The organism is Leifsonia sp. Leaf336, from assembly GCF_001423695.1.
GTDB lineage: Bacteria > Actinomycetota > Actinomycetes > Actinomycetales > Microbacteriaceae > Leifsonia.
On record NZ_LMOZ01000002.1, the window covers coordinates 191,478 to 207,430 of the forward strand.

The following is a 15,953-nucleotide window of genomic DNA, read 5'->3' on the forward strand; positions in this document are numbered from 1 at the left end:
GTCCCGGTCAGGCGGCCGCCGCCGGCCCCTTGATCCTCTCGATCGTCGGCCTCCCGTCGGCGAACCAGCGGGGGAACGTCACGTCGAACAGCTCCTCGATCGCCAGTTCCGCGCCGCCCCGCAATGGCTCGCGCTCGTCGCCGATGGAGCGCACGATCGAGAGGTCGCGGGTGGCCAGCGGCAGCGACAGCTCGTACACGCGCTGGCGCACCTCGGCGAGGAAGATCTCGCCCGCGGCCGAGACCGCACCGCCGACGACGATGACGCCGGGGTTGAACATGTTGACGAGCGCCGCGATCGACTCGCCGATCAGGCGGGCCGAGCGCTGCACCAGCGAGATCGCGAGGGCGTCGCCGTCCTGGGCTGCGATCGACACGGCCTCCGGGGTGATCGGCTCCCCGCGCTCGACGAGGCCGGCGAGGATCCCGGTCGCGCCCTCCGCGAGTGCTTGTTCCGCATCCCGCATGATCGCCCAGCCGGACGCCTCCGCCTCCAGGCAGCCGACCTTGCCGCAGCGGCAGACCGCGGTGGAGTCGCGCACACGCACGTGACCGATGTCGCCCGCTGCGCCGTTCGCACCGCGGTGGATGCGGCCGTGCGAGACCAGGCCCGCGCCGATGCCGCTGCCGACCTTGCAGTAGATCAGGTCGACGTTGTCGTCGCGTCGGTGACTGCGCTCGGTGAGCGCCAGCAGATTGACGTCGTTGTCGACCCAGACCGGCGCGTCGAAGCGCTGCTCGAAGCGGCGGCGCACGTCGAAGCCGTTCCAGCCGGGCATGATGGGCGGGGCGACCGGGGAGCCCGTCTCGAAGTCGACTGGGCCCGGAACGCCGACGGCGACCGCCCAGACAGGAGGGGCAGCGGCCGGACGGTCGTCGCCCTCGGCGAGGAGTTCGTCGATCATCCCGAGTGCCGTGTCGATCGTCTCGGCCGGCCCGCGGCCGATGTCCCACGCGCAGTGCGCCTCGGCGAGCACCGTGCCGTCGAGGGAGGCCAGGCCGACGCGGATGTGGAGGGCGCCGAGCGCGCAGATCACGATCCGGCCCTGGTCCGCGCGGAAGCGGAGCGTCCGCGGCGCGCGACCCCCTGACGACGGACCGTAATCGCCGTCCTCCAGGAAGCCCATCTCGATCGCCGCATCGACGCGCTGCGCCACGACGCCACGGCCGAGGCCGGTCAGCCGGCCGATCTCGGGCCGGGTGTCGGCCTCCCCGGTGCGAACGAGGTTGACCACGCGCAGCAGGCTCATGACCTCGTCGGTCTGCGCGCCGAATCGGAGTGCGGAATCCCTAGCCATGCTTGATTTTGACACAACTTCCGCTCGGAAGAGGGGGAACCGACCCATACTTGCGCGCTGAAACCCGGGTCTTGCGCTGCACTGCGACGTAAGCGAAGTCGATGCCGACCTAGGAAATCAGTCTCATTGATCCCCGGCATAGCCGATACGCGGTTCCCTGATGCCGGCGCGCCCCCGAAAGTAGAGACCGGGCAATCACATTCGGCCCATCTGGAAAGGATCAAGGATGATCAAGCTTCTCTCCCACTTGTCCTATGTGGAGATCACGTCCCCGGATGTCGAGGCGTCCGTGAAGTTCTACGAGGAACAGGTCGGACTGACAGTAGTCGATCGCATCGAGGGCTCGGTGTACCTCCGTTGCTGGGGCGACTATTACGCGTACTCGGTCGTCGTCTCGCCCGGTCCGGAGCCGACGCTCGCGACCATGGCCTGGCGCACGTCGAGCGAGGAGGCCCTCGAGGAGGCCGCCAAGCGCGTCGAGGCGGCCGGCGCCGAGGGCGAGTGGCTCGACGACGTGCCGGCCATCGGCCGTGCGTACCGCTTCACGGGTCCGTGGGGCCACTCGATGACCCTGCACTGGGACGTCACGCGCCATCAGGCCCCCGGCCACGTCGCCTCCATCTACCCGGACCGGCCGGAGAAGCGCAGCAAGGTCGCCGGCGCCCCGCGGCAGCTCGACCACGTCACCATCGCGACCAGCGACGTCGACGCGTTCGCCGCCTGGTACAACGATGTGCTCGGCTTCCGCATCATGGCCCGCACGGTGCTCGACGAGGCGCCGATCTCGATCTTCTCGGTGCTCACCACCAACGAGAAGTCGCACGACCTCGGCGTCGTTCTCGACGGCTCCACCCGCGCCGGCCGCGTCAACCACTACGCGTTCTGGGTCGACACCTACGAGGAGCTCCTCATCGCGGCCGACACCCTGATGGAGAACGGCGTGCCGATCGAGTACGGCCCCTCCATCCACGGCATCGGCGAGCAGACCTTCCTCTACTACCGCGAGCCGTCCACGCTCCGCATCGAGCTCAACACCGGCGGCTACCGCAATTACGTGCCCGACTGGCAGCCCAACACGTGGAAGCCCTCGCTCGGCTCGAGCAACTTCTACCGCAACGGCGCCATGCCGATGTCGATGACCGAATCGTTCCCGGCCGCCGACGGGCCGAGCGCGACCGAGGAGGGCGTGCCCGACGAGATCAAGGAAGCGCTGCTCAACCCGTACGCCGTGCAGGGTCGCGGCTGACGATGGCCGCACCGAGCGAGGACCCGGCCGACCTGGACCGCAAGGACCCGGAAGGGGAGATCGCGGCGCGGGCGGAGGCGTACCGCAACTGGGGCCGCTGGGGTGAGGAGGACGTGCTGGGCACGCTCAACCTCATCGACGCGGCCAAGCGAGCGGACGCCGCCGCCCTCGTCCGCGAAGGGCTGGCGATCTCGCTGGCGCAGTCGTTCGACATGAACGGCCCGCAGAAGGGCTGGCGCCGGCGCACGAACCCGGTGCACACGATGCTCGACACCGGAACGGACGCCGAGCGCGGCAACCAGGGTTTCCCGCACGGGCTCGGCGGCGCCGACGACGTGATCGCGATGCCGCTGCAGTGCTCGACGCAGTGGGACGGCCTGGGCCACATCTTCGACCACGGTTACGCCTGGAACGGCCGCAGGGCGGGCGACGTCGTCACGAGCGACGGCGACCTCGTCACCGGCATCGAGCATGCGGCCTCCGCGATCGTCTCGCGCGGCGTGCTGCTCGACCTCGGGCGGCACCTCCGGCCCGCCACCGGAGAGCTGGAGGACGGCCACGCGATCACCGCCGCCGACCTCCGCTCGTGCGTGGAGGCGCAGGGCGCGACGAGCGCGGTGGGCACCGGTGACATCGTCCTGGTCCGCACCGGCCAGTTCGCCCGCGTGCGCCGCGACGGCTGGGGCGAGTACGCGGGAGGCCCGGCACCCGGGCTCTCGCTGACCACCGCCGGCTGGTTGCACGACACCGGGATCGCGGCCATCGCGACCGACACCTGGGGGTTCGAGGTGCGGCCGAACGAGTTCGACGTGCCCGCGTTCCAACCGCTGCACCAGGTCGTCATCCCGAACCTCGGCCTCACCATCGGCGAGATGTGGGACCTCGAAGAGCTCGCGGACGCGTGCGCTCGGCTCGGGAGATACGATTTCCTCCTCTCGGCCCCTCCGCTGCCGATCACGGCGGCTGTTGGCTCGCCGATCAACCCCCTCGCGCTGCTGTAGCGGGCTCGCCGCCCCGCAGCGCACGCAGAAGAACAGAGAGGTTCTTGTATGACCGCCGTCACGAAGGTCGCGATCGCCGGAAGCGGTGTCGCGGGTCTGGCCACCGCCATCCAGCTCGCCAAGGCAGGGGTCGAGGTCGATGTCTTCGAGTCCAAGCCGGAGCTGAGCGCGCTCGGCTCGGGCATCACGTTGCAGGGCAACGCGCTGCGCGCCTTCGACGCCCTGGGCGTCTGGGGGGACGTGCAGAAGAAGGGCTACTTCTTCGAGGGCCTGACGCTGCGGGCGCCCGGCCCGGACGCACCGGTCGTGGCCGAGCTGCCGGAGGTCAAGACCGGAGGCCCGGACTTCCCGGCCACCGGCGGCATGTACCGCCCCGACCTCGCCCGCATCCTGCTCGAGCACGCGGAGCGCGCGGGCGCGAACGTCCGGTTCGGGGCGAAGGTCACCGGCGTCACCGAGACAGCCGAGGGCGTCAGGGTGGAGGTCGACGGCTCGACAGCCGGAACCTACGACCTCCTGGTCGGCGCCGACGGGCTCAACTCGGCGGTCCGCGACCTGATCGGAATCGAGACCAGGCCGCAGCCGACCGGCATGGGCATCTGGCGGTCGTTCGTCTCGCGTCCGGCCTCCGTCGAGCACAGCGAGCTGTACTACGGCGGCCCGGTCTACATCGCGGGCTACACGCCCACCGGGGACGACACGATGTACGCATTCCTCGTCGAGCCGGCGCAGGAGCGGGTCGGCCTCACCGACGAGGAGGCCGTCGCCCTCATGCTCGAGGAGTCCGCGGCCTACGGCGGCCCCTGGGACGACATCCGCGCCGACCTGAAAGCGGGTGCGCACGTCAACTACACCTGGTTCACCCAGCACATCGTGCCGGCGCCCTGGAACCGCGGGCGCTCCGTCGTGATCGGCGACGCCGCCCACAGCTGCCCGCCCACGATCGCGCAGGGCGCGGCGCAGGCGCTGGAAGACGCGGTCGTGCTGACCGAGCTGCTGCTCGCCGCCGACACGGTCGACGACGCCCTGTGGGACGAGTTCCACGCCCGTCGCCTGCCGCGCGCGCAGGCCGTGGTGGAGGCCTCCGTGCAGCTCGGCCAGTGGCAGATCGACCACGACAGGGAGGCCGACGCCGCCGGGCTGATCTTCGGCATCTCCCACCGGATGGCGGAGCCGGCATGAGGATCGCGCGGTGGACGACCGACGGCTCCGTCGAGGAGGGTTTCGTGATCGGCGACCGGGTGGTCCCGTTCCCGGATGCGCTGACGGTGTCCCAGGTGCTGGCGCGCGGTCTCGCGGAGGCGCAGGCACTCCTCGCGCGGGTGGTGGGCACCGACGGCGCCGCGCTCGCCGACGTGCGGCTGCTCGCCCCGCTCGTCCCCGCGTCGATCCGCGACTTCGTCGCCTTCGAGGAGCACGTCGAGGGCGTGAGCGCCTCCGTCGACGGCAAGAGCGAAGTGGTGCCCGAGTGGTACCAGGCACCGACGTTCTACTTCACCAACCCGCACACGGTGCTCGGCCCGGGCGAGCGGTTGCGGCCTCCGGTCAGCGCCCGCCTCGATTTCGAGCTGGAGGTCGCGGCCGTGATCGGCGGCGCCGGCGGCGCGAACCTCACCGCCGCGGAGGCCGCGGACGCGATCTTCGGCTACACGATCATGAACGACTGGTCGGCGCGCGACCTCCAAGCGCGCGAGATGAAGGTGCGTCTCGGCCCCGCCAAGGGCAAGGACTTCGGGATGAGCCTCGGACCGTGGATCGTGACCGCCGACGAGTTCGAGTCCTTCCTCGACGACGAGGGCTTCCTCGCGATCGAGGCCGAGGTCTTCGTGAACGACGAACGCATCGGGCACGACCTGGTGTCGAACATGGGCTGGCCGTTCCCGGAGCTGGCCGCCTACGCGTCGCGCAACTCGCGGGTGGTGGCGGGCGACGTGCTCGGCTCGGGGACGACCGGCAACGGCGGCTGCCTTGCCGAGCTGTGGGGGAGGCGCGGCGAGCTCACCCCGCCTCCGCTGGCCGACGGCGACACCGTGCGCATGGTGGTCGAGGGCATCGGCGAACTGGTCGGCCCGGTCGGGGCGGCCGTCGCGGCGCCCGAGCTGCCGGCGGCGCGCGTGCGTCCGCGGGCACGGAGCCGCCAGGAGCGTGTAGCACCGTGAGCCCGGACACCGTGAGCCCTGACACCGTGAGCCCTGACACCGTGAGCCCTGACACCGTGAGCCGCGGCGCGGAGGGGCTGCTCGCCGGCATCGACGGTGCGACCGTCGTCGTCACCGGCGCCGCGCGCGGCCAGGGCGCCGCCGAGGCGCGCCTGCTCGCGCAGCTGGGCGCGCACGTCATCGCCACCGACGTCGTCGAGCCGGACGGCGCACTCGGTGACGGCGTCGTGTTCCGCCACCTCGACGTCGCCGACGAGGAGGCGTGGGGGCAGCTCGCCGCCGACCTGGCGGAGACCCTTCGTGGGTCGATGCTCCGCGGCCTCATCAACAACGCGGGCATCACGCACCGCGCCGGCATCGGAGGGACCGAGCGCGCTGACTGGGACCGCGTGATCGCCGTGAACCTGACCGGCCCGATGCTCGGGATGCGCGCACTTGCGCCGCTCATGGGGGACGGGTCGTCGATCGTGAACGTCGGCTCGGTCGCCGGGCTGACCGGCCACTACACGGCGGCGTACACGGCCTCCAAATGGGGTCTGCGCGGGCTGTCCCGGGTGGCCGCCGTCGAGTACGGGCCGCGCGGCATCCGGGTGAACACCATCCATCCCGGTTTCATCGAGACCGACATGACCGCGAACGCCCCCGCTGCGATGCGGGAGGCCCAGCTCGAGCTGACGCCGCTCGAACGGCTCGGCGAAGCCGCCGACGTCGCCGGCCTCGCCGTCTTCCTGATCTCCGATGCGTCCGGGTACATCTCCGGTGCCGACCTCCCCGTCGACGGCGGCTTCGCCTCGTCGGCAGGGGCCAAACACCTGGCCGACCGCATCGCGGTCGGAACGCTGTAACGAAGGAGCCCTCCCGTGTTCATGTACTTCCCGACCAACTACGTCTGGAGCCTCGCCGTCGTCGCGACCCTCAACAACGGCGGGTACATCGACGAGGTCGACCGGGCGTGCAAGCCGGTGCTGCTCGCTTCGCAGAACGGCGACGACGCCGGCACGGCCGAGCTGTACTCCTCGTGGGAGGCCGTCGCCGACCGGCTCGTCGCGAAGGCGCGGGCCGACGAGGAGGCGGGCCGCCGGATCGGCGCGGGCGCGACCTACTACCGGGCGTCGCTGTACACCTCCCAGGCCGAGCGGCTGCAGTCGCCGCGGTGGGAGGGCCGCAACGCGGCGTACCAGAAGTCGATCGACCTGCTGCTGAAGCACGTCGAGCTCAGCGGCATTCCGCTTACCCGCGTGGAGGTTCCGTACGAGGGTTCGTCGCTGCCCGGGTACTTCTACCGCGCCCCGGGCGACGGCCCGCACCCGGTGATCATCCAGTGGAACGGCCTCGACTCGACCAAGGAGATGATGTACTACTCCGGGTTCCCGGCGATGCTGGCCGAGCGCGGCATCTCCACCCTCATGATCGACACGCCCGGGTCGGGGGAAGCACTGCGCCTACGCGGCCTGACCGCCCGCTACGACACGGAGGTCTGGGCGGCCGCGATCGTCGACTGGATCGAGGCGAACGCCGACGAACTCGGTGCCGACCCTGCACAGCTCGGCATCGTCGGCTGGTCGCTCGGCGGCTACTACGCCCCGCGGGCGGCGGCGTTCGAGAAGCGGCTCGCGCTCGTCGTGGCGTGGGGCGCGAACCACGACTGGGCGGCGGTGCAGGAGGCGCGACGCAACCGCGAGGGCGAGAACCCCGTTCCGCACTACTGGGACCACGTGTTCTGGGTGTGGGGCGTGAACGACATGGACGAGTTCATAGCCAAGACCAGCGCGATGCACCTGAACGGCGTCGCCGAACAGATCACCGTCCCGCTGCTCATCACGCACGGCGCCGGCGACCGGCAGATCCCGGTGCGCTACGCCCACGAGACGTACGAGCAGGCGGTGAACAGCCCGCGCCGCGAGCTGCGGATCTTCGACGACCCGGAAGGAGGCACCGAGCACATCTCGATCGACAACATGCCGTACGTGGCCGGCATCATCGCCGACTGGGTCGCCGAGACGTTCGAGGCGCTCGTGCCCTCCCGGAGCTGACCGGAACAAGTCATCCGTTCGGATGACTGCTCCGCATCCCAGGGGGGATGGATCGGCGAGCGGATTCCCGCAGGCTGGGGGAATGCGTGACACCAGCATGCGCCGCTCGGGGCGGCACGGGGGCCGATGATGTCGTGGACCTCCGAGTTAACCGTCGACGACGACGCGATCCGTTCGAACGCCGCCTACTTCGCCGCCGCCACAGGAGGCCGCCTGATGGCGGTGCTCAAGGCCGACGCCTTCGGGCACGGTGCGATAGCGAACTCCGTGCTCGCGGCGGGCGCCACCTCCATCGGCGTCACCTCGATCGACGAGGCGCTCGCCCTCAGGACCGCGGGCGTGCGGGCGCCCATCCTGAGCTGGCTCAACCCGGTCGACGCCGATTTCGCGGCGGCGGTCGGCGCCGACGTCGATCTCGCCGTACAGAGCGCGCGGCTGCTGCACGCGGTCGGTCGCGCAGCGGCCCAGCGGGGGACGCGCGCCAGGGTGCACCTCCACATCGACGTCGGCATGGCGCGCGACGGCGCCCCCGCGGCCGAATGGTCCGCGCTCTGCGGTGTGGCCCGCGAGCTGGAGGCGCTCGGCAGCGTCCGCGTCGTCGGGGTGATGGGCCACATGTCGTGCGCCGACCGGCCCGATCACCCGCAGAACCGCCGCGAGCGACTGGTGTTCACCAACGCGCTGCGGGCCACGCGGCGGCGCGGTCTGTCGCCCTCCATCGCCCACCTGGCCGCGACAGCGGCCACCGTGACCGGGGTCGGCTCCGGCTTCGGGCTGCACCGCATCGGCGCCGGGCTCTTCGGCATCGACCCGTCCGGCACCTCCGACCGGCTGCGCCCGGCGCTCTCGCTGACGACGACCGTTGTCGGGTCGCGGGAGGTCGCGGCCGGAACCGGCATCGGCTACGGGCTGGAGCACGTCGCCGACCGGCGCACGAAACTCGCGCTGCTGCCCGTCGGCTACGGCGACGGCCTCCCGCGGGCGGCGTCGGAGCGCGCCGAGGTGCTGGTGCGCGGCCGCCGCCGGCCGGTGGTCGGGCGGTTTTCGATGGACATGCTGGTCGTGGATACCGGCGACGACCTCCTCGCGCCCGGAGAGACGGTCACCGTGTTCGGCCCGGGCGACCAAGGCGAACCGACCGTCGCCGAGTGGGCGGGCTGGTCGGGGACGATCGAGCACGAGATCGTGACGCGGATCGGCAGCAGGGTCGCGCGCATCCACCGGACGACGGCTGCGACGGCGACCGCAGCGACGGCGACCGCAGCTCCGGCGAACGAGGAGGCGGCCCGTGCCTGAGCGGACGATCCAGCGTGTCGCGGTGATCGGCGGCGGCGCAAACGAGGAGCACGACGTGTCGCTCGCCTCCGCGGCCGCCGTCGTGCGCGCGGTCCGCGCCCTCGGTCTGACGGCCGTCCCCCTGACGATCGACCGCCGCGGAGGGTGGCAGGTCGATGACGGTCCTGTGGCTGCGGCGGAGGCGGTCCACCGCCTGGCGTCGTGCGATGTCGCGTTCCCGATGCTGCACGGTGTCGACGGCGAGGATGGCGCAGCGGCCGGGCTGCTGCGGCTGACGGGCGTGCCGTTCGTCGGCTCTCCGGTGCGCGCCGGCGCCCTCGGCATGGACAAATGGGTCACGAAACTCGTCGCGGAGGAGCTCGGCATCCGCACCGCGCCCGGGGTGCTCGTGGACGGACGCGTCGACGCGGGAGACCTCCATCTCGAGCCGCCGTTCGTCGTGAAGCCGACCACCGGCGGGTCGAGCAACGGGGTCTCCGTGGTCCGGGAGGCCGGGCAGCTTCAGGCCGCGATCGAGAGCGCGCGGTCGTCCGGCGGTGCCGCGCTGCTCGAGGCGTTCGTCGCCGGCCGCGAAGTGGACATCGCCCTGTTCCGTGACCGTGACGGCGCGCTGCGTGCCGGCTCGACCCTCGAGATTGCGGTGGCCGAGGGAGCGGTCTTCGACCGGGAGCAGAAGTACGACGGGTCCGCGTCGTTCACGCTGCCGGCGCGCATCACCGCCGAGGAGCACGACGCCATCGACGCGGCGGCCCGCACCCTCTATACGGCTCTCGGCTGCGCCGGCATCGCCCGCTTCGACTTCTTCGTCACGGCGGAGGGCGTCGTGCTGAACGAGGTGAACACCGCCCCCGGCTTCACCGAGCAATCTCAAGTGCCCCGGATGTACACCGCCGTCGGTCTCGACTACCCGCGCCTCGTCGCGGCGCTCCTCGACGCCGCCATCGCCGCCTGACCCCGCGGATTGCGGAAACCGATCGGAGAAACCTGGATGACCGATGTTCCGCGCCCGCCTGCCGTTCGCGAGACCTGGGGTGACGCTCTCAAGGGTGTGTTGATCCTGCTGGTCGTCTTCTGGCACGTCGTCATGAAAAGCTACCTCCAGGTCGACTGGCAGCTAGGCGTTCCGATCCCGGGAGTGTGGGGCCTGGCCGGCGACGCCATCTGGCCGTTCCTGATGCCGCTGTTCCTGCTGGTCTCCGGCTACTTCGCGGCCAACGCGTTCGCGCGTCCCTGGCGGATCGTCGTTCGGTCCCGCGTCCTGCGATTCCTCTACTTGTACCTGGTGTGGTCCCTGATCCACATGGCCGCGCTGTGGGCGTTCCCCGACTTTCCGACGCTGGTGCCGCGCAGCGTCGCGCAGTTCGTGGAGTTCGTCACGATCAGCCCGCCGAACACCTGGTACCTCTACGCGCTCGCCGTCTACTTCCTCGTGGCCAAGGCCCTGGCCCGGGTGCCATCCTGGCTCGTCATCGGCGCGGCCGGCGTGCTGTCGATCGTGGTCTCAGCCGGGTTCGTGGAGGTCGTCAGCAATCGCGGCTCTCTGCTCTACAACTTCGTGTTCTTCTTGCTGGGCCTCCATGCGGCCCCGCACCTGCGACGCTTCGTCGGCGGGATGCGGCCCTCCCGCGCCCTGGGGTCGGTGGCGGTGTACGCGCTCGCCTTCGCGGCGATGCGCCTCACAGGCACGGAGACCGTCCCCGGTGTCTGGCCGGTCGTCTCGGTGCTCGGCGTGACGATGGGGCTCGCCGTCGCACCGCTGATCGGACGGACACGGCTGCTCGGCTCAGGCCTCGCCGCGCTCGGCCGCCGCAGCCTGCCGATCTACCTGATCCACATGCCGCTATTGGCGATCGCCGACGTCGTGCTGGTCGCGTGGCTCTCGGACGCCCGGGTCGCCGTGCAGCTGATCGCGGCGGCCGTACTCCCGCTGGTGCTCACGGCTGCGCTGGTTGCCGCGTGCCTGCTGCTGAACCGGTTGCTTACGAGGGACGGCTTCGGATGGCTGTTCGACCTCCCACGACGCGGCCCTTTTGCAGGGAGGGGCGCACCGTGGCGTGCCGCACTCGCGGTCGCTCTGGTGATCGCCTGCGGTGTCGTCGCCGCCCGGGGGACCGCGATCGGCGGGTGCGGGCCGGACGCGCCGGCTCAGGCCGCCGTCCGTGATGGGGAGGTCGGCATCGGTGCGGTCGGCGACGTGCTGATCCACGACGAGGGTCATCGCGTGCCCGCCGACGGCGGCGCCGACCACTTCGACGCCGTGCGACCCTGGTTCACGCAGGACCTGGTGACCGGCAACCTCGAACAGGCGATCACGGACGACACCGGCTTCGACAAGTGCGGAGCCGGCGCGGACTGCCTGGCGTTCCGCAGCGCTCCAGCGACGGCGGCGCACTTCCGCGGCTTCGACATCCTGAACCTCGCGAACAACCACACGGGCGACTTCGGCCAGCCAGGCTACGCCAACACTCGGACGAGTCTCGCCGAGCACGGGGTCCGCTCGGTCGGCGATCGGGACGAGATCGTCTGCACCACGATCGGCGGCAGCACAGTCGCGATGATTGGCTTCGCCCCATACCAGGGCACCAATCGGCTGACCGACCTGCGCCACGTCCGTGCCGTGGTCGCCTCCGCCGCGGCCTCCGCCGACCTCGTCGTCGTGCACGCGCACATGGGGTCGGAGGGTCCGAGTGCGAATGTGGTGCGGCCGGGCGGTGAGACCATGTTCGGCGAGAACCGCGGCGACCCGATGGCATTCTCGCGGGCGGCCATCGATGCCGGCGCCGACCTAGTGATCGGCCACGGTCCGCACTCGCTGCGGGGAGCCGAGTTCTACAAGGGCCGCCTGATCGCCTACAGCCTCGGCAACTTCGGCGGCGGCGGCGTGTTCGGCGCCGAGCAGGCCACGCGTTACGGTGCCTACCTGGACGTGACCTTGCGGCCCGATGGCTCCTTCGTGCGCGGTCGGCTGCACTCGGTGCACTTCGGGTTCGAGGACGGCCGTCCGCTGCCCGACCCCGATGGCACCGCGGCGCAGCTCGTCGCGCAGTTCAGCACGCGCGACTTCCCGACGACCGCCGCCGCCGTCGCCGTCGACGGTACCCTCACCCCACCCCGATGATGCGAGTTTTGCGGCACATCCTCGAGGGTGACGGCGCTCGCCTGCGCGTGCCGAACGGAGGAGGATGAGCGCGAGCGCGAGGAGGAGCCGTGACGAGTTTCCGTGACCTGCCCAGCTTCCATGACCTGCACCGTGGCGACGAGCCGCTGCTGCTGCCCAACGCGTGGGACGTCGGCTCGGCGCTCGGGTTCGTGGCCGCCGGATTCCCGGCGCTGGGCACGACGAGTTTCGGCGTCAACGCGTCGACCGGCGTGCCCGACGCCGCCGGTGCAGGCAGGGAGGCGACGGTCGCGCTGATCCGGAAGCTGCGGGTGCTGCCCGTGCACGTGACGGCCGACATCGAGGACGGCTTCAGCGACGATCCCGACGCCGTCGGCGAGTTCGTCGCCGGGCTCGGGGCGGCGGGTGTGAACCTCGAGGACTCCGCGGGAGGCCGGCTCGTCGACCCGGGCATCCCTGCCGCGAAGATCGCCGCCATCAAGCGGGCGGCGCCGCGCGTGTTCGTCAACGCGCGCATCGACTCCTACTGGTTCCACGAGGACGACACGGTGGAGGCCGTCCTCGCCCGGGCGGCGGTCTACGCCGAGGCGGGCGCCGACGGGTTCTTCGTGCCGGGAGCGACCGACCCCGCTGTGCTGGAGCGACTGGCCGCGGGCTGCCCGTTGCCGCTCAACGTGCTCGTCGTCCCTGGCCTGACCCTCGCACAGCTGCGGGACCTCGGTGTGCGGAGGGTCAGCACCGGGTCGCTGCCCTACCGGGTGGCGATCGACGCGGCCGTCGGCAGCGCTCTCGCGGTGCGGGACGGCGCGGAGGTCCCCTCGGTGACCTCCTACGCCGACTCGCAGCAGCGCCTCCTCGACTTCGCTCAGCTGACGGCCGCCGCCGAGGCCGCCGCCGCCTCAGGCGCCGACGCCGTCTCGTAGCGCGTGAGGCTCGCCGGCCCCACTTGCTCCGACGACAGCAGCGTCAGCAGACGACCCTCCGGAAAGAGCGGCCTGCCCGCCCCGACGGCCGTCGGGAAGGTCAGGAGGCGGTACTCGTCCACGCGGCCGGCGGCCTCCAGCTGGGCGATGAGCGTCCCGCTCCCGATCACGATCACGTCGCGCTCCGGCAGGGTCTCGTCGAGCCACGCGTGGAGGTCGGCCGGCTGCCGAGTGCCCGCCCACCGCCCGACATCGACACTGCTGCCGCTCACGACGGCCTTCGTCGCCCGGTTCATGGCCTGCGAGAACGGGTCGTCCCGCGCGGGCCACAGCGTGCTGAAGTGCTCCCAGGTGCGACGGCCGAACAGCAGCACGCCGGTCTGCAGGAGCTCGCCCAGGCGGAACTTGTCCCCGGCCACGCCCTGCGGTCCGAACCGCATCGCCCAGCCGCCGAACGGCGTGCCGTCGCTCCCGTCGGGATCCTGTACGACACCGTCCAGCGTGATGAACTGCACGACGATCAGCTTTCCCATGATGTCCTCCTCTTCGCGACGCGCGTCGGCGTCATCAGTAGATACGAACGGGAGGCGCGGAACTTATCGCGCGACGGCGAACTCCTCGAACAGGGCGAAGAGCCGGGGGTCCTGGTAGACGAGGATCTGCCCGATCGCACCCGCCCCGTCGCCCTCGAACAGCTGGACCGTGTGCGGCTCCCGAGCCAAGCCGACGCCGCGGTAGAGCAGGAACCCCGGCCGTCCCGCCGCCGAGACGGGCGACGTCGACCACTCCGTGCCGCGCCACGCGAACAGGTGCTCCATGAACGCCAGGTAGGGCGCGGCCCCGATCGACCACTGCGGCACCGGCGGCATCTCGAACACGACGTCGTCGGCGACGAGGGAGGCCAGCGCGGGCACATCCGCTCGTTCGATGGCGCGGGCGTAGCGCTCGACGGCCGCCGGGGCGAGCGGGTGCGGGCGGCGCACACCCTCGTTCACGGCCGCCCGCGCGCGCTGGAGGGCGGAGTTCGCCGACGCGACCGACACCTCCAGAACGGCTGCGGTCTCGGCGGCGGAGAGGCCCAGCACGTCGCGCAGCACGAACGCACCGCGCTGCAGGGGAGACAGCGACTGCAGCATCGCGGTGACCGCGAAGCGCACCTCCTCACGGCGCTCGGCGGCCTGTTCGACGTCCGACTCGGCCGCCCAGCCGGTCGGCGCGGGCAGCAGCCAGGGGACGTCGAACGCGGGAACCAGCGGCGCGCCAGCCTCCAGCCCCGGCTCGCGGAGGTCGTGCGGCAGCGGTCGCCGCGGTGCCTCCCGCAGGCGGTCGAGGCAGACGTTGCGGGCGATCCGATAGCACCAGGTGGCGAGGGAGGCCTTGGCGGGGTCGTACGAGTCGCGCGCACGCCACGCCCGTTCCAGCGCATCCTGCGCCGCGTCCTCCGCCTCGAACGGCGACCCGAGCAGCTGGTAGCAGAACGCGGTGAGCCGGCGGCGCAGCCCGCCGAGCTCGGCTTCGAAACCCGTCACGCGCCGATCCTAGGCGCAGGTCCGCCGCGTGCGCCTTCCACCGGGTTCGGCGAAGTGCACGTCCACGCCCCCAAAACGCGGGTTTCAGGGCGTCGACGCGCCTCTGGGCGACGACTCGGGCGTAGTGTCGGGCGACCTGACCGAGGAGGACCCGTCATGATCGCCCTTTCGCGCAAGCGCGAGCCCCGTCCCGACCGGCCGGGGCCTGAGCGCTCATCCGTCCCGACCGGGGTCCGCGCGGCCTCCGAGTGGTCGTGGCGGTTGCTCACGGTGATCGCCCTCGCCGGCGTCATCATCTACCTGGTCGTGGTGTTCCAGGACATCGTGGTGCCGTTGCTCGTCGCGCTCCTGGTCTCCGCCCTGCTGCAGCCGACCGTCTCCACCCTGATGCGTCACCATTGGCCGAAATGGCTGGCCATCACGGTGTGCCTGGTCGCGTTCGCGGCGATCCTGGCCGGGCTGATCACGCTCGTCGTCTGGCAGGTGCGCATCGGCCTCCCGCAGCTCGAGCACGAGTCGGTCGCCGCCTACAACCGGGCACGGGATGCGCTGCGCCAGCCGCCCTGGAACGTCACGGACGCCGAGTTCGCCGGTTACTTCCGCAGTGCGGGCGCGTTCGCGCAGAAGGACAGCGCCGCGCTGGTGGGAGGCGTGCTCAAGGTGGGGACGACGACCGGACACCTGCTCGCCGGCTGGCTGATCGCGATCTTCGCGACGATCTTCATGCTGATCGACGGCGGCGGCATCTGGCGGTGGATCACCCGGCTGTTCCCGGTCGGCGGACGGCCGGCCATCCGGGCGGCGGGCGATGCGGGCTGGCGCACTCTGACCAGCTTCGTGCGCGTCCAGATCCTGGTCGCGGTCGTGAACGCCGTCGGCATCGGCCTCGTCGCGTTCTTCCTCGGGCTGCCGCTGGCGATCCCGATCGGCGTGATCGTGCTGCTGGCGTCGTTCATCCCGGTGATCGGGGCGATCGTGTCGGGGATCATCGCCGTCGTGATCGCGCTGGTGTTCGGCGGCCCGCTCCAGGCGGTGATCATGCTCGCCGGCGTGCTGCTCGTGCACCTGCTCGAGGCGCACGTCATGCAGCCGCTCCTGGTCGGCGGAGCGGTGAAGGTGCATCCGCTCGCGGTGGTGGTCGGCGTCGCCGCGGGCTCCGGCATCGCGGGCGTTCCGGGCGCGCTGTTCGCCGTCCCGCTCATCGCGGTGGCCAACGCGATGGTGTCCGCCATGCTGCGGGTCGCGCACGGCACACCCCCGGCCGACGACCCGGGGCCCGAGAAGGTGGAGGTGGCGGGCGCGACGCCCGAGACCTGACATCCGCCACCGGCAGTGCCCCTCCCTCCCCGAC

The 15,953-nt window shown here is 71.5% G+C and carries 14 protein-coding genes; 11 read left to right on the forward strand and 3 right to left on the reverse strand.

Features of this window, described 5'->3' with window-relative positions; translation table 11 throughout:
* Positions 1 to 7: 7 nt before the first annotated feature.
* Complete coding sequence (locus ASF88_RS09875; RefSeq protein ID WP_055917435.1) at positions 8 to 1,297, reverse strand: ROK family protein; 1,290 nt, start codon at positions 1,295 to 1,297, stop codon at positions 8 to 10.
* A gap of 226 nt (positions 1,298 to 1,523) precedes the next feature.
* On the opposite strand from ASF88_RS09875, the gene ASF88_RS09880 reads away from it, so the two are divergent.
* From ASF88_RS09880 to ASF88_RS09925, 10 genes are all read left to right on the forward strand, one after another.
* Entirely contained in the window at positions 1,524 to 2,543 is a 1,020-nt protein-coding gene (locus ASF88_RS09880) for a VOC family protein (RefSeq protein ID WP_055917438.1), read from the forward strand.
* A gap of 2 nt (positions 2,544 to 2,545) precedes the next feature.
* Entirely contained in the window at positions 2,546 to 3,544 is a 999-nt protein-coding gene (locus tag ASF88_RS09885; RefSeq protein WP_055917441.1) for a cyclase family protein, read from the forward strand.
* A gap of 48 nt (positions 3,545 to 3,592) precedes the next feature.
* Positions 3,593 to 4,726, forward strand: a complete 1,134-nt coding sequence (locus ASF88_RS09890) for an FAD-dependent monooxygenase (RefSeq protein WP_055917444.1) — start codon at positions 3,593 to 3,595, stop codon at positions 4,724 to 4,726.
* Entirely contained in the window at positions 4,723 to 5,703 is a 981-nt protein-coding gene (locus ASF88_RS09895; RefSeq protein ID WP_055917447.1) for a fumarylacetoacetate hydrolase family protein, read from the forward strand. Before ASF88_RS09890 ends, ASF88_RS09895 begins: the two co-directional genes overlap by 4 nt.
* A complete protein-coding gene (locus tag ASF88_RS09900; protein WP_235493396.1) occupies positions 5,700 to 6,548 on the forward strand; it encodes an SDR family NAD(P)-dependent oxidoreductase in 849 nt (282 codons plus the stop codon). The genes ASF88_RS09895 and ASF88_RS09900 overlap by 4 nt, the downstream gene beginning before the upstream one ends.
* Before the next feature lie 21 nt (positions 6,549 to 6,569).
* The gene (locus ASF88_RS09905; RefSeq protein WP_235493479.1) at positions 6,570 to 7,736 is read left to right on the forward strand and encodes an alpha/beta hydrolase family protein; all 1,167 of its coding nucleotides are present in this window, start codon (positions 6,570 to 6,572) and stop codon (positions 7,734 to 7,736) included.
* A 129-nt stretch (positions 7,737 to 7,865) separates the two neighbouring features.
* On the forward strand, positions 7,866 to 9,032 hold the full coding sequence (gene alr / locus ASF88_RS09910; protein ID WP_055917453.1) for an alanine racemase: 1,167 nt from the start codon (positions 7,866 to 7,868) through the stop codon (positions 9,030 to 9,032).
* Positions 9,025 to 9,984 (forward strand): D-alanine--D-alanine ligase family protein, encoded by a 960-nt coding sequence (locus tag ASF88_RS09915; protein ID WP_055917456.1) that lies wholly within the window; start codon positions 9,025 to 9,027, stop codon positions 9,982 to 9,984. Before alr ends, ASF88_RS09915 begins: the two co-directional genes overlap by 8 nt.
* Positions 9,985 to 10,020: 36 nt before the next feature.
* On the forward strand, positions 10,021 to 12,150 hold the full coding sequence (locus tag ASF88_RS20805) for a CapA family protein (protein ID WP_055917459.1): 2,130 nt from the start codon (positions 10,021 to 10,023) through the stop codon (positions 12,148 to 12,150).
* 89 nt (positions 12,151 to 12,239) lie between these two features.
* The gene (locus ASF88_RS09925) at positions 12,240 to 13,073 is read left to right on the forward strand and encodes an isocitrate lyase/PEP mutase family protein (RefSeq protein ID WP_235493398.1); all 834 of its coding nucleotides are present in this window, start codon (positions 12,240 to 12,242) and stop codon (positions 13,071 to 13,073) included.
* Here ASF88_RS09925 and ASF88_RS09930 read toward each other — a convergent pair.
* Both ASF88_RS09930 and ASF88_RS09935 read right to left on the reverse strand, forming a co-directional pair.
* Positions 13,016 to 13,606 carry a dihydrofolate reductase family protein gene (locus tag ASF88_RS09930; RefSeq protein ID WP_055917462.1) on the reverse strand — a complete coding sequence of 197 codons (591 nt, stop codon included), beginning with the start codon at positions 13,604 to 13,606 and terminating at the stop codon, positions 13,016 to 13,018. The two genes, ASF88_RS09925 and ASF88_RS09930, sit on opposite strands and share 58 nt — an antisense overlap.
* 63 nt (positions 13,607 to 13,669) lie before the next feature.
* Positions 13,670 to 14,602 (reverse strand): RNA polymerase subunit sigma-70, encoded by a 933-nt coding sequence (locus ASF88_RS09935; protein ID WP_055917465.1) that lies wholly within the window; start codon positions 14,600 to 14,602, stop codon positions 13,670 to 13,672.
* A gap of 156 nt (positions 14,603 to 14,758) precedes the next feature.
* Here ASF88_RS09935 and ASF88_RS09940 point away from each other — a divergent pair, with 156 nt between their 5' ends.
* Positions 14,759 to 15,919, forward strand: coding sequence for an AI-2E family transporter (locus ASF88_RS09940; RefSeq protein ID WP_055917470.1), 1,161 nt, complete (start codon positions 14,759 to 14,761; stop codon positions 15,917 to 15,919).
* Positions 15,920 to 15,953 lie beyond the last annotated feature (34 nt).

Coding starts and splice junctions, on each gene's coding strand:
- ASF88_RS20805 (WP_055917459.1), top strand. CDS start 10,021: ATGACCGATGTTCCGCGCCCGCCTGCCGTTCGCGAGACCTGGGGTGAC.
- ASF88_RS09940 (WP_055917470.1), top strand. CDS start 14,759: ATGATCGCCCTTTCGCGCAAGCGCGAGCCCCGTCCCGACCGGCCGGGG.
- ASF88_RS09895 (WP_055917447.1), top strand. CDS start 4,723: ATGAGGATCGCGCGGTGGACGACCGACGGCTCCGTCGAGGAGGGTTTC.
- ASF88_RS09905 (WP_235493479.1), top strand. CDS start 6,570: ATGTACTTCCCGACCAACTACGTCTGGAGCCTCGCCGTCGTCGCGACC.
- ASF88_RS09930 (WP_055917462.1), bottom strand. CDS start 13,606: ATGGGAAAGCTGATCGTCGTGCAGTTCATCACGCTGGACGGTGTCGTA.
- alr (WP_055917453.1), top strand. CDS start 7,866: ATGTCGTGGACCTCCGAGTTAACCGTCGACGACGACGCGATCCGTTCG.
- ASF88_RS09880 (WP_055917438.1), top strand. CDS start 1,524: ATGATCAAGCTTCTCTCCCACTTGTCCTATGTGGAGATCACGTCCCCG.
- ASF88_RS09890 (WP_055917444.1), top strand. CDS start 3,593: ATGACCGCCGTCACGAAGGTCGCGATCGCCGGAAGCGGTGTCGCGGGT.
- ASF88_RS09885 (WP_055917441.1), top strand. CDS start 2,546: ATGGCCGCACCGAGCGAGGACCCGGCCGACCTGGACCGCAAGGACCCG.
- ASF88_RS09875 (WP_055917435.1), bottom strand. CDS start 1,297: ATGGCTAGGGATTCCGCACTCCGATTCGGCGCGCAGACCGACGAGGTC.